The sequence below is a fragment of the Streptomyces sp. NBC_00358 genome, from assembly GCF_036099295.1.
In the GTDB taxonomy this organism is placed as follows: Bacteria; Actinomycetota; Actinomycetes; order Streptomycetales; family Streptomycetaceae; genus Streptomyces.
Genome location: NZ_CP107976.1, coordinates 1,967,595 through 1,991,970, shown reverse-complemented (window position 1 = coordinate 1,991,970; position 24,376 = coordinate 1,967,595). Strand labels below are relative to the sequence as shown.

18 protein-coding genes are annotated in these 24,376 nt (G+C 71.5%); 9 read left to right on the top strand and 9 right to left on the bottom strand.

The window, feature by feature from the left end; genetic code table 11:
- From pgi to tkt, 5 genes are all read right to left on the bottom strand, one after another.
- Positions 1-1,650, bottom strand: a complete 1,650-nt coding sequence (pgi, locus tag OHT01_RS08260) for a glucose-6-phosphate isomerase (protein WP_328552473.1) — start codon at positions 1,648-1,650, stop codon at positions 1-3.
- Positions 1,643-2,578 (bottom strand): glucose-6-phosphate dehydrogenase assembly protein OpcA, encoded by a 936-nt coding sequence (gene opcA, locus OHT01_RS08255; protein ID WP_328552472.1) that lies wholly within the window; start codon positions 2,576-2,578, stop codon positions 1,643-1,645. Before opcA ends, pgi begins: the two co-directional genes overlap by 8 nt.
- The gene (gene zwf, locus OHT01_RS08250) at positions 2,575-4,140 is read right to left on the bottom strand and encodes a glucose-6-phosphate dehydrogenase (protein WP_328558052.1); all 1,566 of its coding nucleotides are present in this window, start codon (positions 4,138-4,140) and stop codon (positions 2,575-2,577) included. Before zwf ends, opcA begins: the two co-directional genes overlap by 4 nt.
- A gap of 89 nt (positions 4,141-4,229) precedes the next feature.
- Positions 4,230-5,399: a transaldolase gene (gene tal / locus OHT01_RS08245; RefSeq protein ID WP_328552471.1), complete on the bottom strand. Its 1,170-nt coding sequence runs from the start codon at positions 5,397-5,399 to the stop codon at positions 4,230-4,232.
- 19 nt (positions 5,400-5,418) lie between these two features.
- Positions 5,419-7,494, bottom strand: a complete 2,076-nt coding sequence (gene tkt / locus OHT01_RS08240) for a transketolase (RefSeq protein WP_328552470.1) — start codon at positions 7,492-7,494, stop codon at positions 5,419-5,421.
- Between the two features lie 146 nt (positions 7,495-7,640).
- Here tkt and OHT01_RS08235 point away from each other — a divergent pair, with 146 nt between their 5' ends.
- Positions 7,641-8,549: a helix-turn-helix domain-containing protein gene (locus tag OHT01_RS08235; RefSeq protein ID WP_328552469.1), complete on the top strand. Its 909-nt coding sequence runs from the start codon at positions 7,641-7,643 to the stop codon at positions 8,547-8,549.
- Positions 8,550-8,640: 91 nt separating this feature from the next.
- Here the strand turns inward: OHT01_RS08235 and OHT01_RS08230 are convergent, their stop codons facing one another.
- Positions 8,641-10,041, bottom strand: a complete 1,401-nt coding sequence (locus OHT01_RS08230) for a glycoside hydrolase family 16 protein (RefSeq protein ID WP_328552468.1) — start codon at positions 10,039-10,041, stop codon at positions 8,641-8,643.
- A gap of 242 nt (positions 10,042-10,283) precedes the next feature.
- Complete coding sequence (locus OHT01_RS08225; RefSeq protein ID WP_328552467.1) at positions 10,284-11,579, bottom strand: L,D-transpeptidase; 1,296 nt, start codon at positions 11,577-11,579, stop codon at positions 10,284-10,286.
- A gap of 309 nt (positions 11,580-11,888) precedes the next feature.
- Here OHT01_RS08225 and OHT01_RS08220 point away from each other — a divergent pair, with 309 nt between their 5' ends.
- Positions 11,889-14,678: an FAD/NAD(P)-binding protein gene (locus OHT01_RS08220; RefSeq protein ID WP_328552466.1), complete on the top strand. Its 2,790-nt coding sequence runs from the start codon at positions 11,889-11,891 to the stop codon at positions 14,676-14,678.
- Between the two features lie 318 nt (positions 14,679-14,996).
- Here the strand turns inward: OHT01_RS08220 and OHT01_RS08215 are convergent, their stop codons facing one another.
- Together OHT01_RS08215 and OHT01_RS08210 are read right to left on the bottom strand one after the other, a co-directional pair.
- Positions 14,997-15,764 carry an IclR family transcriptional regulator gene (locus OHT01_RS08215; protein ID WP_328552465.1) on the bottom strand — a complete coding sequence of 256 codons (768 nt, stop codon included), beginning with the start codon at positions 15,762-15,764 and terminating at the stop codon, positions 14,997-14,999.
- Positions 15,761-16,189, bottom strand: a complete 429-nt coding sequence (locus tag OHT01_RS08210) for a MarR family winged helix-turn-helix transcriptional regulator (protein WP_328552464.1) — start codon at positions 16,187-16,189, stop codon at positions 15,761-15,763. Before OHT01_RS08210 ends, OHT01_RS08215 begins: the two co-directional genes overlap by 4 nt.
- A 258-nt stretch (positions 16,190-16,447) precedes the next feature.
- Here OHT01_RS08210 and OHT01_RS08205 point away from each other — a divergent pair, with 258 nt between their 5' ends.
- The 7 genes from OHT01_RS08205 to OHT01_RS08175 all read left to right on the top strand — a co-directional run bounded on the left by OHT01_RS08205 (position 16,448) and on the right by OHT01_RS08175 (position 24,373).
- A complete protein-coding gene (locus OHT01_RS08205; protein WP_328552463.1) occupies positions 16,448-17,380 on the top strand; it encodes an SDR family NAD(P)-dependent oxidoreductase in 933 nt (310 codons plus the stop codon).
- The gene (locus OHT01_RS08200; protein WP_328552462.1) at positions 17,380-18,264 is read left to right on the top strand and encodes an amidohydrolase family protein; all 885 of its coding nucleotides are present in this window, start codon (positions 17,380-17,382) and stop codon (positions 18,262-18,264) included. Before OHT01_RS08205 ends, OHT01_RS08200 begins: the two co-directional genes overlap by 1 nt.
- 10 nt (positions 18,265-18,274) lie before the next feature.
- Positions 18,275-19,801 carry an acyl-CoA synthetase gene (locus tag OHT01_RS08195; protein ID WP_328552461.1) on the top strand — a complete coding sequence of 509 codons (1,527 nt, stop codon included), beginning with the start codon at positions 18,275-18,277 and terminating at the stop codon, positions 19,799-19,801.
- Complete coding sequence (locus tag OHT01_RS08190) at positions 19,798-20,253, top strand: MaoC family dehydratase (RefSeq protein WP_328552460.1); 456 nt, start codon at positions 19,798-19,800, stop codon at positions 20,251-20,253. Before OHT01_RS08195 ends, OHT01_RS08190 begins: the two co-directional genes overlap by 4 nt.
- Positions 20,254-20,459: 206 nt before the next feature.
- Positions 20,460-21,797: a 6-phospho-beta-glucosidase gene (locus OHT01_RS08185; protein WP_328552459.1), complete on the top strand. Its 1,338-nt coding sequence runs from the start codon at positions 20,460-20,462 to the stop codon at positions 21,795-21,797.
- Between the two features lie 252 nt (positions 21,798-22,049).
- Positions 22,050-22,991: an ABC transporter ATP-binding protein gene (locus OHT01_RS08180; protein ID WP_328552458.1), complete on the top strand. Its 942-nt coding sequence runs from the start codon at positions 22,050-22,052 to the stop codon at positions 22,989-22,991.
- On the top strand, positions 22,988-24,373 hold the full coding sequence (locus OHT01_RS08175; RefSeq protein WP_328552457.1) for an ABC transporter permease: 1,386 nt from the start codon (positions 22,988-22,990) through the stop codon (positions 24,371-24,373). Before OHT01_RS08180 ends, OHT01_RS08175 begins: the two co-directional genes overlap by 4 nt.
- The last annotated feature ends 3 nt before the right edge of the window (positions 24,374-24,376 follow it).

Below are 24,376 nucleotides of genomic sequence, written 5' to 3'. Positions count from 1 at the left end.
TCACTTCTTTCGGAGGGAGCGGTAAGCGGCCACCAGGGCGGCCGTGGAGGGGTCGAGTCCGGGGACGTCGGCGCCCTCGGTGAGGGCGGGCTCGACGCGCTTGGCGAGCACCTTGCCGAGTTCGACGCCCCACTGGTCGAAGGAGTCGATGTTCCAGATCGCGCCCTGGACGAACACCTTGTGCTCGTAGAGGGCGATCAACTGGCCGAGGACCGAAGGCGTCAACTCCCGGGCCAGGATGGTGGTCGTGGGGTGGTTGCCCTCGAACGTCTTGTGCGGCACCAGTTCCTCGGGCACCCCCTCGGCCCGTACCTCGTCCGGGGTCTTGCCGAAGGCCAGCGCCTGCGTCTGCGCGAAGAAGTTCGCCATCAACAGGTCGTGCTGGGCGGCGAGTCCGTCGCTCAGTTCATCGACCGGGTTGACGAAGCCGATGAAGTCGGCGGGGATCAGCTTGGTGCCCTGGTGGATCAACTGGTAGTACGCGTGCTGGCCGTTGGTGCCGGGCGTGCCCCAGACCACCGGGCCGGTCTGCCACTCGACCGGGCGGCCCTCACGGTCCACGGACTTGCCGTTGGACTCCATGTCGAGCTGCTGGAGATAGGCCGTGAACTTCGACAGGTAGTGCGAGTACGGCAGCACGGCGTGCGACTGGGCATCGTGGAAGTTGCCGTACCAGACACCCAACAGACCCAGCAGCAAAGGCACGTTGGACTCGGCCGGGGCCGTGCGGAAGTGCTCGTCGACGAGGTGGAAGCCGTTGAGCATCTCACGGAAGCGCTCCGGGCCGATCGCGATCATCAGCGAGAGGCCGATCGCCGAGTCGTAGGAGTAGCGGCCGCCGACCCAGTCCCAGAACTCGAACATGTTGGCCGTGTCGATCCCGAAGTCGGCGACCTTCTCCGCGTTCGTCGACAGCGCCACGAAGTGCCGAGCCACCGCCTCCTGACCGGCCTTCAGCCCGGTCAGCAGCCAGTCCCGCGCGGAGGTCGCGTTGGTGATCGTCTCGATCGTGGTGAACGTCTTCGAGGCGATGACGAACAGCGTCTCCGCCGGGTCCAGGTCCCGCACCGCCTCGTGCAGGTCCGCGCCGTCCACGTTCGACACGAACCGCAGCGTGAGACCGCGGTCGGTGAACGGGCGCAGCACCTCGTACGCCATCGCCGGACCCAGGTCCGAGCCGCCGATACCGACGTTGACGACGTTCTTGATGCGCTTGCCGGTGTGACCGGTCCACTCGCCCGAACGCACCCGCTCGGCGAAACCCGCCATCCTGTCGAGGACCGCGTGCACGGCCGGCACCACGTTCTCCCCGTCGACCTCCACGACCGCGTCCCGCGGCGCCCGCAGCGCGGTGTGCAGCACCGCACGGTCCTCGGTCACGTTGATCTTCTCGCCCCGGAACATCGCGTCCCGCAGCCCGAACACGTCGGTGGCGGTGGCGAGTTCCTGGAGGAGGGCCAGCGTCTCGTCGGTGATGAGGTGCTTGGAGTAGTCGATCCGCAGGTCACCGACCTGTACGGCGTAACGCTCGGCGCGGGCGGGGTCGGCGGCGAACAGGTCACGCAGCCGTGGGTGGAGCAGCGCGGTCGCGCGGTGGTCCTCCAGGGCCACCCACTCGGGACGCCGGGTGGGCTTGGGGTAGTCAGACATGACGGGGGGTCTCCTTGGTGGCCTCGCCGCGCAGGGCGATGGCGTACATCTCGTCCGCGTCGAGGCGGCGCAGTTCCTCGGCGATCAGCTCGGAGGTGGAGCGCACCTTCAGCGCGAGGGTGCGGGAGGGCTGACCGGGCAGGGACAGGGTGGCCAGCGGGCCTTCCGGGCGGTCGATCACGATCTCGCCGTTCTCGGTGCCGAGCCGGACGGCGGTCACCACCGGGCCCGCCGTGACGACACGTTCGGCCTTGACCTGGAGGCGGGCCTCCAGCCAGCGGGCCAGCAGTTCGGCGCTCGGGTTCTGCGCCTCGCTCTCGACGGTCGCCGAGATCACCTTCGTGCGGGCCTGGTCGAGGGCCGCCGCCAGCATCGAACGCCAGGGCGTCAGCCGGGTCCACGCCAGGTCGGTGTCGCCCGGCGCGTACGAGGAGGCACGGGCGTCCAGCGCCTGGAGCGGGGTCTCGACCGCGTACATGTCGGTGATCCGGCGCTGCGCGAGGGCGCCCAGCGGGTCCTTGACCGGGATGTCGGGCGCGTCCACCGGCCACCAGACGACGACCGGGGCGTCCGGCAGCAGCAGCGGCAGGACCACCGAGTCGGCGTGGTCGGAGACATCGCCGTACGTCCGCAGGACGACCGTCTCGCCGGTGCCCGCGTCCGAACCCACACGCACCTCCGCGTCCAGACGGGAGTTGGTGCGGTCGCGCGGGGTGCGGGCCACGCGCCTGATGACCACCAGGGTGCGTGAGGGGTGCTCGCGGGAGGCCTCCTCGGCCGCCTTGATGGCGTCGTACGCGTTCTCCTCGTCGGTGACGATGACCATCGTCAGGACCATGCCCACGGCCGGGGTGCCGATGGCACGGCGCCCCCGTACGAGTGCCTTGTTGATCTTGCTTGCCGTGGTATCGGTCAGGTCGATCTTCATGGCCTGCGCCAGCTCCGTCCGTCTCGTGCGAGCATCTCGTCGGCTTCCTTCGGGCCCCAACCGCCCGACGGGTACTGCGCGGGCGTGCCGTGGGCATCCCAGTACCCCTCGATCGGGTCGAGGATCTTCCAGGACTCTTCCACCTCCTGGTGGCGGGGGAAGAGATTGGCGTCGCCGAGCAGGACATCCAGGATCAGCCGTTCGTACGCCTCCGGGCTGGACTCGGTGAACGACTCGCCGTACGCGAAGTCCATGGTGACGTCCCGGATCTCCATCGAGGTACCCGGCACCTTCGATCCGAAGCGCACCGTCATGCCCTCGTCGGGCTGGACGCGGATGACGATCGCGTTCGCGCCGAGTTCCTCCGTGGCGGTGGAGTCGAACGGGGAGTGCGGGGCACGCTGGAAGACCACCGCGATCTCCGTGACCCGTCGGCCGAGGCGCTTTCCGGTCCTGAGGTAGAACGGCACGCCCGCCCAACGCCTGTTGTCCACCTGGAGCTTGACGGCCGCGTAGGTGTCGGTCGTCGACCGGGGGTCGATGCCGTCCTCCTGCAGGTAGCCGCGCACCCTCTCGCCGCCCTGCCAGCTCGCCGCGTACTGGCCGCGCACGGTGTGCTCGCCCAGGTTCTCCGGCAGCTTCACGGCCTTGAGGACCTTGAGCTTCTCGGCGAGCAGGGACTCGGCGTCGAAGGCGGCCGGTTCCTCCATGGCGGTGAGCGCCATGAGCTGGAGGAGGTGGTTCTGGATCACGTCCCGGGCGGACCCGATGCCGTCGTAGTAGCCGGCCCGGCCGCCGATGCCGATGTCCTCGGCCATCGTGATCTGGACGTGGTCGACGTACGACCGGTTCCAGACGGGCTCGTACATCTGGTTGGCGAAGCGGAGCGCCAGGATGTTCTGGACGGTCTCCTTGCCGAGGTAGTGGTCGATACGGAACACCTGGTCCGGGTCGAACACGTCGTGCACGATGCGGTTCAGCTCGCGCGCGCTCGCCAGGTCGTGGCCGAACGGCTTCTCGATGACCGCGCGCCGCCAGGAACCCTCGGGAGCGTCGGCCAGTCCGTGCTTCTTGAGCTGCCGGACCACCTTCGGAAAGAACTTCGGCGGTACGGAGAGGTAGAAGGCGTAGTTGCCGCTGGTGCCCCGGGACGCGTCCAACTCATCGACAGCCGAACGCAGTTGCTTGAACGCGTCGTCGTCGTCGAAGTCTCCCGGGATGAACCGCATGCCCTCGGCGAGCGTCTGCCAGACCTCCTCGCGGAACTCGGTCCGCGCGTGCTCGCGCACCGAGTCGTGCACCACCTGCGCGAAGTCCTGGTCCTCCCACTCGCGACGGGCGAACCCGAGGAGCGAGAAGCCCGGCGGCAGCAGACCCCGGTTGGCGAGGTCGTACACGGCCGGCATCAGCTTCTTGCGGGACAGGTCGCCGGTGACACCGAAGATGACCAGACCGGAAGGCCCGGCGATCCGCGGGAGCCGGCGGTCGCGCGGGTCGCGCAGCGGGTTGTCCCAGTCGGCCACCGGGACACCGAGAGCCTCGGCGAGGGACTCGGGCGTCATGCCGTCCGGTTCCACGGCCGCGTCACCGGATCCCTGCGGCGTGGCGGCCGCGCCCTGCGGGGTGCCGTCGGAAAGCGCCTCACCCTTGGTCATGCCCCCTCAACTCCCTTGCCGCGCAGCGAGGTCGCCACCGCGTCGAGCAGATCCTCCCAGGCCGCCTCGAACTTCGAGACGGCCTCGTCCTCCAGTTGCCCGACGACCTCGTCGTAGGAGATCCCGAGCGCCTCGACCGCGGCCAGGTCGGCACGGGCCTCGGCGTAGCCTCCGGTCACCGCGTCGCCGTGGATGTCGCCGTGGTCGGCGGTGGCGTTCAGCGTCCCCTCGGGCATGGTGTTGACCGTGCCGGGCGCGACCAGTTCGTCGACGTACAGGGTGTCCTTGTACGCGGGGTCCTTGACGCCGGTGGAGGCCCACAGGGGGCGCTGCTTCTGCGCGCCGGAGGAGGCGAGGGCCGTCCAGCGGGCGCCGCCTTCCGCCGAGCCGTCGGCGGAGCCGAACACACCCTCGTACGCCTCGTAGGCGAGACGGGCGTTGGCGAGCGCCGCCCGGCCCTTGAGCGCGAGGGCCTCGTCCGTGCCTGCCTTCGCGAGCCGCTTGTCGATCTCGCTGTCGACCCGGGAGACGAAGAAGGAGGCGACGGAGTGGATGCCGGCGAGGTCGATGCCCGCGGCCTGCGCCTTCTCCAGGCCCGCGAGATAGGCGTCCATGACCTCGCGGTAGCGCTCCAGCGAGAAGATCAGCGTCACATTGACGCTGATCCCGAGGCCGATGACCTCGGTGATCGCGGGGAGGCCCGCCTTCGTCGCCGGGATCTTGATCATCACGTTCGGGCGGTCGACCAGCCAGGAGAGCTGCTTGGCCTCGGCGATCGTCGCGGCGGTGCGGTGGGCCAGTCGGGGGTCGACCTCGATGGAGACCCGGCCGTCACGGCCGCCGGTCGCCTCGAACACCGGGCGCAGGATGTCGGCCGCGGCCCGCACGTCGGCGGTCGTCATCATGCGGACGGCCTCGTCGACGGTCACTCCGCGCTCGGCGAGGTCGGCGAGCTGCCGCTCGTATCCCTCGCCGGAGCCGATGGCGGCCTGGAAGATGGACGGGTTGGTGGTCACGCCCACCACATGCCGCGTCGCGACGAGTTCGGCCAGGTTGCCGGACTCGATCCGCTTGCGGGAGAGGTCGTCGAGCCAGATGGAGACGCCTTCGTCGGAGAGGCGCTTCAGGGTTACCGCGGGCGCGGTTGCTTCGGTCACAGTGATCATCTTCCTTCGTGCGAACGGATCAACCGCGCAGGGCGGCAATGGATTCCCGCGCGGCGGCGGCGACGTTCTCGGCGGTGAAGCCGAACTCGGCGAAGAGCGTCCCGGCGTCGGCCGAGGCGCCGAAGTGCTCCAGCGAGACGATGCGTCCCGCGTCACCGACGTACCGGTACCAGGTCAGACCGATCCCGGCCTCGACCGCCACGCGGGCCTTCACGGACGGCGGAAGGACACTCGCCCGGTACTCCGGGGACTGCTCCTCGAACCACTCGACCGAAGGCATCGACACCACCCGGGTGCCCACCCCCTCGGCCTCCAGCAGCTCGCGCGCCGCGACGGCGAGCTGCACCTCGGAGCCGGTCGCGATCAGCAGGACGTCCGGGGTCCCGGTGGAGGAGTCCCGCAGGACGTAACCGCCGCGCGCGGCGTCGGGGTTGACGGGGTGGGTCGGCACGCCCTGACGGGTGAGCGCGAGACCGTGCGGGGCCGGGTTCGTGGCGTGCCGCTTGAGGATCTCGCCCCAGGCGATCGCGGTCTCGTTGGCGTCGGCCGGGCGGACGATGTTCAGGCCGGGGATGGCGCGCAGCGAGGCGAGGTGCTCGACGGGCTGGTGGGTCGGGCCGTCCTCGCCGAGGCCGATGGAGTCGTGCGTCCACACGTACGTCACCGGGAGCTGCATCAGCGCGGACAGGCGGACGGCGTTGCGCATGTAGTCGGAGAACACCAGGAAGGTGCCGCCGTAGATGCGGGTGTTGCCGTGCAGCGCGATGCCGTTCATCTCCGCGGCCATGGAGTGCTCGCGGATGCCGAAGTGGATCGTGCGGCCGTACGGGTCGGCCTCCGGCAGCGGGTTGCCCGCCGGGAGGAACGAGCTCGTCTTGTCGATGGTGGTGTTGTTCGAGCCGGCCAGGTCGGCCGAGCCGCCCCACAGCTCGGGCAGTACACCGCCGAGCGCCTGGAGGACCTTGCCGGAAGCGGCGCGGGTGGCGACGGACGTGCCCTCCTCGAACACCGGCAGCGCGGTCTCCCAGCCCTCGGGGAGCTGGCCCGCGACGATCCGGTCGAAGAGCTTCGCGTTCTCGGGCCGCTCGGTGCGCCAGACGCCGATCCGCTTGTCCCAGGCGGCGTGCGCCTCGGCGCCCCGGTCGAGTGCCTGACGGGCGTGTGCCAGCACCTCGGCGTCGACCTGGAAGGTCTGCTCCGGGTCGAAGCCCAGGATCCGCTTGGTGGCGGCGATCTCGTCGGCGCCGAGCGCCGAGCCGTGCGAGGCCTCGGTGTTCTTCGCGTTCGGGGCGGGCCAGGCGATGATTGTGCGCATCGCGATGATGGAGGGGCGCCCGGTCTCGGCCCGCGCCGCTTCGAGCGCCGCGTACAGGGCGTGCACGTCGATGTCGCCGTCGGCGGCGGGCTCGATCCGCTGCGTGTGCCAGCCGTACGACTCGTAGCGCCCCAGCACGTCCTCGGAGAAGGCCGTCGCCGTGTCGCCCTCGATGGAGATGTGGTTGTCGTCGTAGAGGAAGACGAGGTTGCCGAGCTTCTGGTGGCCGGCGAGCGAGGAGGCCTCCGCGGAGATGCCCTCCTCCAGGTCGCCGTCGGAGACGATCGCCCAGATGGTGTGGTCGAAGGGGGACTCGCCCTCGGGGGCCTCGGGGTCGAAGAGGCCGCGCTCGTAGCGGGCGGCCATCGCCATGCCCACCGCGTTGGCGGCACCCTGGCCGAGCGGACCGGTCGTCGTCTCCACCCCCGCGGTGTGCCCGTACTCGGGGTGGCCGGGCGTCTTGGACCCGTGGGTACGGAACGTCTTCAGATCGTCGAGGCCGAGTTCATAGCCTGACAGGAAGAGCTGGGTGTAGAGGGTCAGCGAGGTGTGGCCGGGGGAGAGGACGAAGCGGTCGCGGCCGGTCCACTCCGGGTCCGCCGGGTCGTGACGCATCACCTTCTGAAAGAGCGTGTACGCCGCCGGGGCCAGGCTCATCGCGGTGCCGGGGTGCCCGTTGCCGACCTTCTGCACGGCGTCGGCGGCCAGAATACGGGCGGTGTCGACGGCTCGGCGGTCGAGCTCGGTCCAGATGACACCGTCGGAGCTCTGCGTGCTCATCTTCAAGAAGTCCTCACGTGACGGGCGCTGACTAGGTCTTTGTGTTCAAACCTAAAAGTCAGACTTTTGCTGGGGAAGGTGCCCGTGTGTCAGCCTTCGGTGAAAGTGGGACACGCAGAGTCGTGGCGAGCCGACGCGAGAAGGACATGGCAGACAGAACCACCCAAGGCGGTACCGGGAGCGAAGGCGGCCAGGACGGGATCAGGACCTTCCCCTTCCCGGCCGATCTGAGCCTGTCCGGGGTAGGCATGCAGGTCGGCGCGATGGGGGCCGGGCGCACCTGGCACGCGGACGCCCCGCTGGAACGCGTGCACCGCATCGACTTCCACGTCGTGATGCTCTTCCACGAGGGCCCCGTCCGGCACATGATCGACTTCGCCGAGTACGAGGCCGGTGCGGGCGACCTCCTGTGGATCCGGCCCGGCCAGGTGCACCGCTTCTCCAGCACCGACCGCTACCGCGGCACCGTGCTGACCATGCAGCCCGGTTTCCTGCCCAGGGCCACCGTCGAGGCGACCGGGCTGTACCGCTACGACCTGCCCCCGCTGCTGCGCCCCGACGCCGGCCGGCTGGCCGCCCTGGAGCACTCGCTCACCCAGCTCGAACGCGAGTACGTCGACACGACCACGCTGCCGCTCAGCCTGCGCACCTCGGTGCTGCGGCACTCGCTCACCGCGTTCCTGCTCCGCCTCGCCCATCTCGCGGTGAGTTCCGCCGAGACGGCCCGCGACCACACGGACACCACCTTCACCCGCTTCCGGGACGCGGTCGAGAAGGACTTCGCCGTCAACCACAGCGTCAGCGCCTACGCCGACACCCTCGGATACTCGCGCCGCACCCTGGTCCGCGCGGTGCGCGCCGCCACCGGCGAGACGCCGAAGGGGTTCATCGACAAACGGGTCGTCCTGGAGGCCAAGCGGCTCCTCGCCCACACGGACATGCCGATCGGACGCATCGGGGCCGCCGTGGGCTTCCCGGACGCCGCCAACTTCTCGAAGTTCTTCCATCAGCACACGGGGGCGACCCCGGTGGTCTTCCGGGCCGAACTGCGCTGAGAGGGGCGGACCTCGTGGGTCCGCCCCTCTCAGCCGGCCCTGCGACCGGGGCTCACCGCCGCCCGGTGCCGGGCGGACGGGGTCCGGACCCTCAGTGTCCGAAGTCGAACCAGTTGACGTTCACGAAGTCCGCCGGCTGGCCGCTGGTGAACGTCAGATAGACGTCGTGGGTCCCGGTGACGGAGCTCATGTTCGCGGGCACGGTCCTCCAGGACTGCCAGCCACCGGTGTTGCCCAGCGCGAAGCTGGCGACCGGAGTGCTCGTACGGCTGTCGAGGCGCACCTCGACCAGGCCGCTGACCCCGCTCGCCGCACCGCTGGCGACCCGGCCGTAGAACTGGGTGGCCGCCGTGGAGCCGAAGTTGACGCCCTTGTAGAGCGCGTAGTCGCCGTTCGCGATCGTGCCGATGTCCTGGCCGCCACCGGTGTCCGTGGTGGTCTCGCCGACGACGCCCGACTGCCCGTCGTACGACTCCGCCTGGATGGAGCTGTAGGCGTCACGGTTGCCGGTGGGCGGCGGAGTGGTGCCACCTCCGCTGCCGGCGGACTGGAGCACCTGCACGTAGTCGACGACCAGCGGGTGTCCGGGGACCGTGCCGCTGTCCGGGCCGCCGCCGAAGGCGCCCGGGAAGCCGCCGCCCATGGCGACGTTCAGGATCATGAAGTAGCCGTGGTTGGTGGCGTTCGCCCAGGTGGTCGCGTCGACCTGGTTCGCCTTCACCGTGTGGAAGTTGACGCCGTCGAGGTAGAAGCGGATCTCCTCGGGGCTCGTCGACTTGTCCCACTCCATCGCGTAGGTGTGGAAACCGGCCTGACATGTCGTGCCGGTGCAGGGGGTGTTGTTGCCGATGCCGGTGGTCTCGTTGCACGGGCCGCCCGGGCTGGTGCCGCAGTGCATGGTGGCCCACTCGGTGTTGAGGCCCTGGACGTTCTCCATGATGTCCAGTTCGCCGACGCCCGGCCAGTTCTGGTAGTTGCCGCGGTAGGGCGCGCCGAGCGCCCAGAACGCGGGCCAGTAGCCCTTGGCGGCGTCGCCGGTCACGTTCGGCATCTGCAGTCGCGACTCGATGCGCAGCTTGCCCCCGGCGGGCGGCTGGAAGTCGGTGCGCGTGGTCTCGATGCGGCCCGAGGTCCAGTTGCCCGAGGCGTCACGGCGCGGGGTGATCAGCAGGTTGCCGCTGCCGTCCAGGGCGACGTTGTTGGTGCTGGAGGTCATCGTCTCGACCTCGCCGGTACCGAAGTTGGCGGGCCCGCCGGGGTAGCTGGTGCCCGTCGTGTACTGCCAGTTGGCGGTGTTCACGCCGGTTCCGGCGGCCCCGTTGAAGTCGTCGAGGAAGACCTGGGACCAGCCGCTGGGGGGCGTGGGGGCGGACGCGTTCGCGGGGAGGGTGGCCGCGGTGGCGGCGGCCGCCGCCAGGCTCAGCGTGCTGAACACGGCGATGAGCACGCGCCGGACGGAGCCGCGTCTGGGTGTGCCGGGAGTTTCACTCATGGGTGCCTCTTCGCGTACGGAGTGTGGGGTGCGCGGGTGGGGGTGTGAGAGCGCTCCCATGGCCATTTGAGAGCGCTCTCACAGCAGCTGCGCGGCCAATGTGCTCTCTGCCACTCCGGTCGTCAAGAGGTGAAGCCGAGAAAGTCCTTTCCCCGCAAGGGAGTTCACGCCGTGAAAGAAGCCACCTCGGCGAAGAGGCTTGCTGGCGAGGCCAGTTGTAGCCCATCCGCCGGGCGTGATGGTCAAATGACGCTGCCCGCCTTCCAGTCGGCCCACGACAGGTTCCAGCCGTTGAGGCCGTTCGACGCTTCGACGGTCCGCTCGCCCGAGTTCTCGACGATCACCACGTCGCCGAGCATCGAACTCTCGTAGAACCGGTAGCCCGGCACGGAGCTGTCGTTCGCGCCCTTCGTGTCGTGCAGGCCGACGCAGCCGTGGCTGGTGTTGCCGCTGCCGAAGACCGCGGCCGAGGCCCAGTAGTTGCCGTGGATGAAGGTGCCCGAGGTGGTCAGGCGCTGGGCGTGCGGCACGTCCGCGATGTCGTACTCGTCGCCGAGCCCGACCGTCGAGGACTCCATCCGGGTCTCCTCGAACCGCTCGCTGATCACCATGATCCCGGACCAGGTGGTGTGGTCCGGAGCGCCGCCGCTGACCGGGTAGGTGGCGAGGGCCGCTCCGTCCCGCTCCACCGTCATGGTCTTCTTCGCGAGGTCGACGGTGCTCACCTGGCGGCGGCCGATGTGGAAGGTGACGTCCTTCGACTGGACGCCGTAGACACCGTCCGCGCCCTCGACGTCCTTGAGGCGCAGGCTCAGCGTGATCTTCGTGCCCGGTTCCCAGTACCGCGCCGGACGGAAGTCGAGCCGGGTGTTCCCGAACCAGTGGCCGACCACCTCGACCGCGGGTTCCGCCGTCACCGTGATGGCCTTTTCGACGGCCGCCCGGTCCGTCACGGCCTTCGTGAAGTTGACCGACACGGGCATGCCGACGCCGGACGTCGAATTCGCCTCGGGCGTGAAATAGCCGACGAAGGTCTCGCCGGGGGACTTCGTGACGAAGGTCGCGATGTGCTCCTGAGCACCCTTCGCTTTCGCCGTGACCGTGTATTTGGTGCCCGAGTACGGATTCCCGGAGGAGGTCCACCGCGTACGGCCGGCGTTGAAGGATCCGGCCAGAGTGGAGCCGTCGTTGCCGGAGACCACGACCGCCGAGAGCGTCCCGTCCGCCACGGAGACCTCGACCGGGGCGGTGAAGTCCGCCTTCTTCGTGCCGTCGGCGGGGGAGACGGTCACGGTCGGCGTCCTCACCTGGGCCTTCTCCTTGCCCGCGGCCCCGGCGCCGCCGGTCGCCGTGGCGCCCTTCCCCTCGGCGGCGTCCGCCGAGTCACCGCATCCGGTCAGCGCGAGAGCCGGTACGGCGGCGCCGAAGGCCGCCAGAACGCCGCGCCGTGACCAGGCCGGACGCCCCGGCCGAGGCCGTGTCCGCCTCGGGCGCTCCGCTGCGGACTCGGGCCGGTTCGATATCTCAGGGACGCCCACGGAACGCCTTTCCTCGGTTCTTCGCTCACCACCACTGCGGGTGCATCCTGCGCGACTTCCATGGGTTGATTCTTTGAATCCAGCTGCTTCGACCTGAGATTCCTGTGAGACGTTCCGAGATACGGCCTGATTCCACGGTTGCCGGGCCGCCTTGGATTGTGAACAGAGTATGAAGCGTTGAGCGGATCCCTGAGATTTCCGTGAGACCGCCCCTTCCGGGAGGCCGGCTTTCTTTGGGCCCTCCGGTCGCGGCAGTGAAGGAGACGTTCCGCTCGCCGGTTCCGCGACAGACCCACGCCGGAGGTATCCGTGAATCCAGTCCGTGAGCGGCACACCGTGGCCATCGTCGGAGCGGGAGCGGCCGGCACCCTCACCGCCGTGCAACTGTGCGAGACGGCGGCCCGCCGCCGGGTGCCCCTCGACCTCGTCCTGGTCGACCCGGCCCCCGAGGCCGGACGCGGCACCGCGTACGCCACCACCGATCCCCGGCACCGCCTGAACGTGCCCGCCGGCGGCATGAGTTGCTACCCCGACGACCCGGGCCACTTCACCCGCTGGCTCTGCCTGCACGGCGAACCGACCGTCAGGGGAACCGACTTCGCCACCCGCTACCGCTACGGCGCCTACCTCGCCGACACCCTGGCCCAAGCGATCGTCCACGCCCACGGAACCGTCACCGCGCACCGGCTGCGGACCAGGGCGGTGTCCTGCGCCGGAACCCCGGAGGGCGGGCTGGAACTGCGACTCGCCGACGGGAAGGTCCTTCTGGCCGACACCGCGGTCCTCGCCACCGGACCGGCGGCCACGACCGGCGACTGGGCCCCGCCCGGACTCCGTACCTCGGAACGGTTCATCGCGTCGCCCTGGGCGCCGGGCGCCCTCGACGGACCGCTCGCCGAACCGGCGGCACGCGAAGAGCGCGACCCGGGGGACGGCCCGGACGGCGATCCGGGGGACGGGGCCGAGGACGGCGCGCCGAAGCGCGCGGGGGACGGCGCGAGCGCGGACGTCCTGCTGGTGGGCAGCGGGCTCACCGCGGTCGACCTGGCCCTCAGCCTCGACCGTCCCGGACGCACCGTGCACGCCCTCTCCCGCACCGGCCTGCTGCCGCAGCCGCACGCGCTGAGCCCCGCCCCGGCGATGGCCGCGCCCGAAGGACTCGAAGCGCCGACCCTGGCCGCACTGCGCCGGACCGTCTACCGCCACATCGGCCGCGCCGTACGCGCCCACGGCGACTGGCGTCCCGCGCTCGACAGCCTGCGCCCGCACACCGCCCACCTGTGGCGCAGCCTCACGCCCGAGGAACGCGCCACCTTCCTGCGGAGCGAGGGCGCGCTCTGGAACACCCACCGCCACCGGATGGCACCGACCACGGCCGAGTCGGTGGCCCGCGCCCGTACGGCCCGGCGGCTGCGCGTGCACACCGGCAGGATCACGGACGCCGTCGTGCGGCCCGACGGCTCCCTCGTGGTCACCCTCTCCGACGGCCGGCACATCACGGCCGGTTGGGTGATCGACTGCACCGGACCGGGTCCGCGCCCCGAAGACCCCCTGTGGCGCTCGCTGTTCGCCGCGGGCGCCGCCGTGGCCGGCCCGCTCGGCATGGGTGTCGCCACCCGCGAGGGCCGGCTCCTCGACGTCCGGGGCCGGACCGGGCTACCGGTGTTCACCCTCGGGGCCCCGCGCCGCGGCGAGCTCTGGGAGACGACGGCCGTCCCCGAGATCCGGGTCCAGGCGGCGGAACTGGCAGGGGAGTTGATCGCGCCGCTGACGCCGTTCCGGCGCCCCGCTCGCCGCCGGCCCCTCGACGCGCACGGGCTCCCGCTGTCCACCCACGCCGAGGCGGCCGCCGCCCACCGCACCGGCCTCGAACGGGTCCTCAAGGTCAGAGCCGGTGCCGAGGACGCCTTCGCGCGCGCCGTCGCCCTCGACCCCGGCTTCGCGCTCGGGCACGCGGCCCTCGCCCTGCTCGGCCATGAATGCGGAGCCGAGGTCGACGTCCCGAGGGCACTGGCCGACGCGCAGCGCTGCGCGCGGGAACGGGCCGACGAGCGCGAGCGTTCCTTCGTCGACGTGGTGACCCGCCGCGTGCGCGGCGACTCCCCGGACGGCGGCGCCGGCGCCCTGCTCGGGCACCTCGCCGCGCACCCCGCCGACGCGCTGGCACTGGCGGCCGCCGTCCCCACCATCGCCTTCTCCGGCATCAACGACCTCGATACGACCTATGCGTTGAGCCTGGTCGAACGCGCCTCGCCCGCCTACGACGGGCACTGGTTCCCGGCCTCGCTCCTCGCCTTCCTGCGGCAGGAGCGGGGCCGCTACGACGAGGCCGCCGAGCTGGCCGGACGCGCGCTCGCCGCCGAACCCGCCTCCGGACACGCCGTGCACGCACTCGCCCATGTCCACTACGAGTCCGGGACCCACGAGTCGGGCCGCGACTGGCTGGACGCCTGGCTGTCGGGGCACGGACGGGGCGCCGTGCACCGGGCCCACTTCTCCTGGCACATCGCCCTGCACGAACTGGCCCTGGACGATCCCGCCGCCGTCCGCCGACGCTGGTTCGCCCAGCTCGCGCCGGGGCGGGTCACCGGCGTGCGCGCCCTGGTCGACTCGGGGTCGCTGCTCTGGCGGGCCCGGCTCAGCGACAGCTGGCAGGGGCGGGTGCCGGCGTCGGACGTCCTCGACAGCGTCGCCCGCGAGATCGTGGAACGGCCCGCGACCGCCTTCACCGCGCTGCACGCGGCGGTCGCCCTCACCGCCGCCGGAGATCTCGCGGGGCTGCGCCGCCTGCGCGACCACGCGGCCGGTGCCGACCCCGTGCAGCGCGAGGTCGTCGTCCCCCTCTGCGAGGCCCTCGCCGCCCTGATCGAGGAACGCTTCCACGAGGCCGCCCGCGGCCTGGACGCGCTTCTGCCGGTGCTCGGCAGGGTGGGCGGCAGCGCGGCCCAGCGCGAGGTCGTCGAGGAGACCCTGCTGTACGCCCTGGTCGCGGCGGGCCGCTGCGAGGCGGCCCGCCGCCTCCTGGACACCCGGCTCGACCGCGGCCACGCACCACGCGACCGCCGCCTGCTGGCCGCACTACCCGACCGAAGGGGGTAAAGCCCGTGCCGTGCCCGTGCCGTCCCCGTGCCGTGCCCCTGCCGTGCCCGTGCCCGGTGTTCATGCCCGGGCCTCGGGCCTCGGCCTCGGTCTCGGGCCCCTGGCCTCGGCTCCGGCCTCGGTCTCGGGCCCCGGGCCTCGGCTCCGTTCTCGGCCTCCGGCCTCGGCCCCGGTCTCGGGCTTCGGCCTCGGGCTTCGGTCTCGGTCTCGGGCCTCGGCCCCGGTCTCGGGCTTCGGTCTCGGGCCTCGGTCTCGGTCTCGGGCCTCGGCCCCGGTCTCGGCCTCAGCCCCGGCCCCGGGTCCAGGACTGCGCCCGGGTCAGGCGTGTGGTTCCGGTCGGGGCGTCGGGTGCCAGCCGAGGGCCCGTGAGATTCCGCGGGCCGCCAGCCGCACCGCCGGGATCAACGCCGGTACCTGCGCGTCCGCCTGGGGTACGACGAGGGACACGGCCGCGACGACCGATCCGTCCGTGCCGCGCACCGGAGCGGCCACCGACAGGGCGTCGTCCGTAACCTGACGGTTGCTCACCGCCACGCCCGTACGCCGGACTTCGGCCAGGGTGCGGCGCAGCCGGACCGGATCGGTGATGGTGTACGGCGTGTAGGAGACCAACGGCCCCGCGCAGTAGGTCTCCTGGAACGCGGGCTGCGTGTGCGCGAGCAGCGCGAGCCCGACACCGGTCGCGTGCAGCGGCCAGTGGGCGCCCACCTGAATGCGTACGCCGACCGACGACCGCCCGGCGATCCACTCGGTGTAGACGACCTCGGAACCGTCGCGGACCGCCAACTGGACGTTCTCGTGAGTCGCTTCGTACAGGTCCTCCAGATACGGCAGGGCGGTCTGCCGCAGCGCGAGGCCCCGCGGCGCGAGTGCCGCGATCTCCCACAGGCGCAGGCCCACGTGGTACACGCCGTCCGCGTCCCGCTCCAGCGCGCCCCACTCGGCGAGCGCGGCCACCAGCCGGTGGGTGGTGGTGAGGCTGAGCCCGGCCCGGCGGCTGATGTCCGTCAGGGACAGCGCCGGGTGCCCGTGGTCGAAGGCGGCGAGCACGGCGAGGAGGCGGCCGGGAGCGGACAGGGCGGTCATGGGTTCAGTTCGGTGTCCGTGATCCGTCGCAGCAGCGTGTGCAGAGTCTCCCGCTCGGCCGGGTCCAGGGGCTGGAGCAGGTCGTTCGTCACACGCAGGCCGGCCTCGTCCGTGTCGCGCAGGAAGGAGCGGCCGTCCGCGGTGAGAACGACGATCCGGCTGCGGCGGTCGTCCGGAGCGGGCCGGCGCTCCGCGAAGCCGAGCTTCTCCAGGTCGTCGACGAGCCCGACGATCGCGCTCGGGTCGTAGCCGAGCCGCGTGCTCAGCTCCCGCTGCAACGCGCCCCTGGAGGTGGCGAGGAACCGCAGCAGCGCGTAGTGACGCAGCCGCAGCCCGGACTCCTGGAGGAACGCGTTGAACAACTGCCCGGAGCGCAGGCCCAGCCGGTAGAGCAGATAACCGGTGTCGGCGTGCAGACCGCGCATCCACGGCTCCTCGGCGTCGATGCGGACGGGGCTCGGCGGATGTTCTGCGGCGCGCTGCTGACCTGCGATGACGGGCTCCCTGGGGCCTGGCCCCGGGCGGGGCGGTTCGGGCGTACGAACCCAGCATGCCGTACGGACCGGATGGCAACAACTATTGACGTTGACAATTATTGCTCTTAGCTTCGATCTCGACGCCACCCTCCTGCGGGCAGCCGCGCTCCTGGCGAGCGCCCGCACCACGTGAAGGGACTCTCTCCAGTGCCCAGCATCGATATCGGCGGCAAGGCCGCCGTCGTCACCGGCGGCGGCCGTGGCCTCGGCCTGGCCTACGCCCGCGCCCTCGCGTCCGCCGGGGCCCACGTCGTCGTCAACGACGTCGACGAGGACGCGGCCGGGCAGGCCGTGAAGTCCATCACCGAGGCCGGCGGCCAGGCCGTCGCGGAGGTGGTCGCGGTCGGTACCGCGGAGGCCGCCGACCGGCTCGTCGCCCGTGCCGTGCGGGAGTTCGGCCGGCTCGACATCCTCGTCACCAACGCGGGAATCCTGCGCGACAGGGTCCTGTGGAAGATGACCGACGACGACTTCGACGCGGTGATCACCACCCATCTGAGGGGCACCTTCACCTGCGCCCGTGCCGCCGCCGTGCGGATGCGCGAGCAGGGCGAGGGCGGCACCCTGATCCTGGTCGGCTCGCCCGCGGGGCAGCGCGGCAACTTCGGGCAGACGAACTACGCCGCCGCGAAGGCGGGCATCGCCGCGATGGCCCGCACCTGGTCGATGGAACTGGGCCGCGCGGGCATCACCGTCAACGCGATCGTGCCCGTCGCGGCCACCGCGATGACCGAGACGATCCCGGCGTTCGCCCCGTACGTCGAGGCCCTGCGCGAGGGCACGCCGTTCCCGGACTTCCTGCGCAAGGGCGAGGGCTTCGGCACTCCCGAGGACTGCGCGCCGCTGGTCCCCTTCCTCGCCTCCGAGGCCGCACGCGGGATCACCGGCCAGGCCATCGGCATCGGCGGCGACAAGGTGGCCCTGTGGTCGCATCCGCAGGAGATCAGGACCGCCTACGCGGACGGCGGCTGGACCCCGGGGACGCTCGCGGACGTCTGGGCGGACTCCCTCGGCGCCGAACCGCAGACCGTCGGGATCCCCGCCCCGCGCATACCCGCGCCGAAGACGGCGGAGGCGTGATGACTCCTCCCCTGAACCCGGACGACCTCGTCGCGATCGACGTCCACACCCACGCCGAGGTGTCCTCCAAGGGCCGTTCCTCGCTCGACGACGGTCTGCACGACGCCTCCAGCGCCTACTTCAAGGTCGAGGGCAAGCGGAAGCCGACCCTGGAGGAGACCGCGGCCTACTACCGCGAGCGGCGGATGGCCGCGGTGATCTTCACGGTGGACGCCGAGTCCGCCACCGGCACCGAGCCCGTCCCGAACGAGGAGGTCGCGGAAGCCGCCGCCGCCAACCCGGACGTGCTGATCCCGTTCGCCTCCATCGACCCCTTCCGCGGGAAGGCCGGGGTGCGGCAGGCACGGCGGCTGGTCGAGGAGTACGGGGTGAAGGGCTTCAAGTTCCACCCGAGCATCCAGGGCTTCTTCCCGGACGACCGCTCGGTGGCGTACGGCCTCTACGAGGTCATCGAGGAGACCGGCACGATCGCGCTCTTCCACACCGGGCAGACCGGCATCGGCGCCGGGGTGCCGGGCGGCGGCGGGATCCGGCTCAAGTACTCGAATCCGCTCCATGTGGACGACGTGGCCGCCGACTTCCCGCATCTGAAGATCATCCTGGCGCACCCGTCCTTCCCCTGGCAGGACGAGGCACTCGCCGTGGCCACCCACAAACCGGGCGTGCACATCGACCTGTCGGGCTGGTCCCCGAAGTACTTCCCGCCCCAACTGGTGCAGTACGCCAACACCTTGCTCAAGGACAAGGTCCTCTTCGGCTCCGACTACCCCCTCCTCACCCCGGACCGCTGGCTCGCCGACTTCGAGAAGCTCCCGATCAAGGACGAGGTCAGGCCGAAGATCCTCAAGGAGAACGCCGCCCGGCTGCTCGGGCTGACACCGTAAGGGACCCACGATGCGCAACGAGGGACTGGGGTCGTGGCCCGCACGCCGGGCCCGCAAGACCCCGCACCGCACCGCCCTGATCCACGGCGACCACGCCGTCGACTACGCAGGACTGCACACCCGCACCACCCGGCTCGCACACGCCCTGCGGACCCGGGGCATCCGACGCGGGGACCGGATCGCCTATCTCGGCCCCAACCACCCTTCGTACCTGGAGACGTTGTTCGCCGCCGGCCTGCTCGGCGCCGTCTTCGTGCCGCTGAACCCTCGCCTCGCCGGCCCCGAACTCGCCTACCAGCTCGCCGATTCGGGCGCCAGGGCCCTGGTCCACGCGCCGGCCCCGAACGGGCTCGCCGGGGTCCCGCCGGACGGCACCGACGTCCGTACGCACATCGAAGTGGGCGGAGCCTACGAGGAGTTGATCGCCGCCGCGTCCGACGAGCCGATCGACCAGCCGGTGGGCCCCGACGATCTGTGCATCATCATGTACACCTCGGGCACCACGGGCCGCCCCAAGGGCGCGATGCTCACCCACGGCAACCTCGTCTGGAACGCCGTGAACGTCCTCGTCGACCACGACCTGACCACCGACGAACGTGCCCTGGTCTGCGCTCCGTTGTTCCACACGGCGGGCCTGAACATGCTCACCCTGCCGGTGCTCCTCAAGGGCGGAACCTGCGTGCTGACCGGGTCCTTCGACCCCGCGGCCACCCTCGACCTGATCGAACGGCACGGGATCACCTTCCTGTTCGGCGTGCCCACCATGTTCGACCGGATGGCACGGCACCCCCGCTGGGCCGGCGCCGACCTGTCCTCCCTGCGCATCGTCACCTGCGGCGGCTCGCCCGTGCCGACCCCGCTGATCGCCGCCTACCAGGAACGCGGACTCACCTTCCTCCAGGGGTACGGGATGACCGAGGCCGCGCCCGGCACCCTCTTCCTGGACGCGGAACACGCGGTCGCCAAGGCCGGTTCGGCGGGCGTGCCGCACTTCTTCAGCGACGTCCGGGTGGTCCGGCCCGACTTCACCCCGGTCGAGGCGGGAGAGGCGGGCGAGGTCGTCGTCCGGGGGCCGCACGTCATGCCCGGCTACTGGGGGCTGCCCGAGGAGACGGCCGCGGTCTTCACCGACGGCTGGTTCCGCAGCGGGGACGCGGCCCGGGTCGACGACGACGGCTATGTCTTCATCGTGGACCGCATCAAGGACATGATCATCTCGGGTGGCGAGAACATCTATCCCGCCGAGATCGAGGACCTCCTCCTCGCCCACCCCGGCATCGTCGAGTGCGCCGTGATCGGAGTCGCCGACGACACCTGGGGCGAGGTCCCCCGCGCGGTCGTGGTCGCCCGCGAAGGCGTCGAACTCGACCCCGACGAGGTCCTCGCCTCACTCTCCGGCCGCCTCGCCAAATACAAGATCCCCAAGTCGGTGGTCGTCACGGACGAACTGCCGCGCACCGCCTCCGGAAAGCTCCTGAAATCCCGTGTCCGTAAGCGCTACGGCACCGGCTACCGCACCAGCGAAGGAACCGCATGACCATCACCGTGAACGGCCTCGACGAGCTCAGGAAGCTCGCGGGCGGCGACCTCGGCACCAGTGAGTGGACCGAGGTCACCCAGCAGCGGATCGACACCTTCGCCGACGCCACGGGCGACCACCAGTGGATCCACACCGACCCGGCGCGCGCGGCGGAGGGCCCGTTCGGCGCGCCCATCGCGCACGGCTATCTGACCCTGTCCCTCTTCATCCCGCTCTTCACCGAGCTCCTTGAGGTGGAGGGCGTGACCACGAAGGTCAACTACGGCCTGGACAAGGTGCGGTTCCCCGCCCCCGTGAAGGCCGGCTCGCGCATCCGGCTGGTCGCGCGGCTCGCCTCGGTCGACGACGTGCCGGGCGGAGTGCAGATCGCCGTCGACGGCACGGTGGAGATCGAAGGCGGCGGGAAGCCCGCCGCCGTCCTGCGGAGCCTGTCGCGGTTCTACGTCTGAGCGGTGCCGAGCCGTGAAAGCGGTGACGGGGGAGGCGACGAGGGCGAAGGGCCGCGGGTTCGGGGGACTCGACGCGGTGGTGGCGGACCGTCCGGGGAGACGATGGCAGGCTGCCTCCTGGAAGACGTGGGCGGAACAGCCGGCCGTGGCGTGCCCACTCGCCGCCCGGCCCGTGTCCCCGGACGAACTGCGAAGGTGGTACTTGCGTGAGACTGACCATTCTGGGCGGTGGCGGTTTCCGCGTCCCGCTCGTGTACGGGGCGCTCCTCGGGGACCGCGCCGAGGGCCGCGTCACCCGGGTCGTGCTGCACGACCTGGACGTGGAACGGCTCTCGGCGGTCGCCCGTGTCCTCGCCGAGCAGGCGGCGGGAGACCCGGCCGCCCCGGAGGTGACCGTCACCACCGACCTGGACGAGGCCCTGCGCGGCGCCGACTTCGTCTTCTCCGCGATCCGTGTCGGCGGCCTGGAGGGGCGCGCGGCGGACGAGCGCGTCGCCCTCGGCCAGGACGTCCTCGGCCAGGAGACGGTCGGCGCCGGCGGCATCGCGTACGGCCTGCGCACGGTGCCCGTCGCCGTCGACATCGCGCGCCGGGTGGCCCGGCTCGCCCCCGACGCCTGGGTCATCAACTTCACCAACCCGGCGGGACTGGTCACCGAAGCCATGTCCCGCCACCTCGGCGACCGGGTGATCGGCATCTGCGACTCGCCGGTCGGCCTCGGCCGCCGCATCGCCAGGGTCCTCGGCGCGAACCCGCGCGAGGCGTGGATCGACTACGTCGGGCTCAACCACCTCGGCTGGGTACGGGGCCTGCGGATCGCGGGCCGCGACGAACTCCCGCGACTGCTCGCCGACCCCGCCCTGCTCGGCTCCTTCGAGGAGGGCCGGCTCTTCGGCCCCGAGTGGCTCCAGTCCCTCGGCGCCGTGCCCAACGAGTACCTGCACTACTACTACTTCAACCGCGAGACCGTACGCGCCTACCAGCGGGCCGAGAAGACGCGCGGCGCGTTCCTGCGCGACCAACAGGCCGGTTTCTACGACGAGATGAAGCGACCGGACGCCGCAGCCCTTTCCGCCTGGGACCGCACCCGCGCCGAGCGGGAGGCCACGTACATGGCGGAGAACCGCGACGCCGCCGGTGCCGGCGAACGCGAGGAGGACGACCTCGCGGGCGGCTACGAGAAGGTGGCGCTCGCCCTGATGCGGGCCATCGCCCGCGACGAACGGACCACCCTGATCCTCAACGTCCGCAACCGCGGCACGCTCGGCGCCCTGGACGCCGAGGCCGTCATCGAGGTGCCCTGCCTGGTGGACGCCAACGGCGCGCACCCGGTCGCCGTCGACCCGCTGCCCGGCCACGCCACCGGACTGGTCTGCTCGGTCAAGGCGGTCGAGCGGGAGGTGCTCCTGGCCGCCGAGTCCGGGTCCCGCACGACCGCGGTGAAGGCCTTCGCCCTGCATCCGCTCGTCGACTCCGTGAACGTGGCACGCGCGCTGGTCGACGGCTACACGGCCGAACACCCCGGTCTGGCCTACCTGAGATAGCGGCCGATCGGGAAGGAAGGGTATCGCGCCTCCGTCCGGCCGGCGCCCGGATTCGGCGCCGGCGGAGGCTGCCCGGGTCCGTGTCGATGACGACCGCTTTGCGCGACGGACTTGCCGACGCCTTGACGATCCGTTCCCTGGGTGTTCAACCGTCCGTCCGTGCCCGTGTCGTGCAGCGGCCCTATGGTCCCTGAGTGCGTCGTGTGCGTCGTGTGCGTCGAGTGCTTCGGAGGAAGGGACTCATAGGGGCTCATGGACAGACTCCTCGCGGTCCGGGCTCGTGGGATCACCAAGTGCTTCGGTGACGTCGTCGCGCTGGACGGCGTCGATCTGGATGTGACGCGGGGTCGGATCCACGGCCTGGTGGGGCCGAACGGCGCCGGGAAGACGACCCTGCTCGGTCTCCTGCTCAGCCTGGCCGTCGCCGACGAGGGCCGGTTGGAGATCCTGGGCGCCCCGGTGAGCCGGGCGCTCGCCGCACCCGACGGCGTCGCCGGATTCGTGGACGGGCCCGGCCTGTACCCCTCGCTCACCGCCCGGCAGAACCTCGCCGCCCTGGCCGCACTCCGCGGCCGGAGCGCGCGGGAGGCCGGCGTCGACGAGGTGCTCCACCGGGTCGGTCTCACCGATGTCGCCGACGACCAGGCCCGCGGCTACTCCCTCGGCATGCGTCAGCGGCTCGGCCTCGCCGCCGCCCTGCTCACCGAGCCCCGGCTGCTCGTGCTCGACGAACCGTCCAACGGCCTCGACCCGGCCGGAAAACAGCATGTGCACGGTGTCCTCACCCGGCTCGCGGAGAACGGAACCGCGGTCGTCCTCTCCAGCCACCGCATGGACGATCTCCAGGTCCTGTGCTCCGAGGTCACCGTCCTCGCCACCGGACGGGTCGTCTTCTCCGGCCCGTTGAGCAAGCTCGCCGCCGAGAACGGCGCACTCGACTACCGGGTGCTCACCTCCGATCCGTCGGCGGCCCGGCTGCTGGCCCTCGGCACGGCCGGGATCAGGGTCGTCGACGACGCCGCGCCGCGCCACGACGCCGACGCCCTCGTCGTGCGCGCGCTGGTACCCGCCGTCGACGAACTGGTGGTGCGGCTCGTCCGGGCGGGCATCGCCCTGCGTGGACTCGCCCCCGTGGTGTCGCCGCTCGAAGCCGCGTTCCTCGCCCTCACCGAGCAGAAGGAGACCGGCGGATGACAGCGACCGTCACCGAGGACGGCGAACTCGCGGCGGAGGCACCGCAGGAGGCCGTCGCCGGCGCACCCCGTGTCCCGGTCGCCCGCGTCTACCGCTTCGAACTGGTCAAACTCGTCTCGCAGTGGCGGATCCGCCTGCTGGTCCTGGCCTGCTGGATCGCGCCGGCGCTCTTCGTCGCCGTGGTCGGCGGACAGGGCACGCTCCCCGTCGACACCCTCTTCGGCCGCTGGATGCACGCCACGGGGTGGGCCGGAGCACTGGTGACGCTCGGCTTCGCGGGCACCTGGGCGCTCCCGCTGCTGACCTCGGTCGTCGCCGGTGACGTCTTCGCCTCGGAGGACCGGCTCGGCACCTGGCGCCATCTGCTCGTCGCGGTCCGCTCACCGAGCCGGATCTTCGCGGCGAAGGCGCTGGCCGGTCTCACCGTCGTCCTGCTGCTCGTCGCGGGACTGGTCGCCTCCAGTGTGCTCGGCGGGGTGGTGGCGGTCGGCGACCAGCCGCTGGTCGGGCTCGACGGCCACCTCCTCACGGCGGCGGACGCCGCCGGCAGGGTCCTGCTCGCCTGGGCCTGCGTCCTCGCCCCGACCCTGGCGCTCGCCGCCATCGGGCTGCTCGGGTCCGTCACTCTGGGACGGTCCCCGACGGGACTTCTGCTGCCGGCACTCGTCGCGCTCGCGATGCAGCTCGTCCAGATGCTGCCGCTCCCCGTGGCCGTCCGCCTCGCGCTGCCCGGCTACGCCTTCATCTCCTGGAACGGTCTGTTCACCAGCCCCGAACAGCTCGGCCCGCTGCTGATCGGCGTCGCGGTCAGCCTGCTGTGGGCCGTGACCGCGACCGTGTCGGCCTACGCGCTCTTCATGCGGCGCGACTTCACCGACGCGGCCCACGACGGCCCGGGCCGCGGCGCGCTCGTCGCCGCAGTCCTGCCGCTCGCCGTGCTGGCCGCGGTGACGGTCGCGGTCGTCGGCGCCGGGACGGGGGCCACCGGCTCCGGGATCGACCAGGACAAGGTGCAGCGCTCGGCCGCCACGGCGTTCGCCCACCTCTACCGGCTCCAGACCAGGGAGCTCAACCGCCCGGCCGTCACGGAGGCGCAGCTCAAGGTCACGGCCGCCTGCGACAAGGGAAGCGTCGACGTCGCGCCCGAAGGGCCGGGCAACGACTGGCGCTGTGTCGTCTCCTGGCGTCTGCCCGGCGTCGACGCCGTGGGGACGGCCGTCTACCAGCTCGATGTCACCCCGGACGGCCGGTACATGGCCGATGGTGACGGACCGAAGGACGTGAACGGCTACTTCCTGGTCCGCACCCCGGCCGGGGACGCACCGAACCCGCTGTGGCAGTTCGACGGAGACGTCGACCTGCTCGCCACCTCGAAGGGATGACTC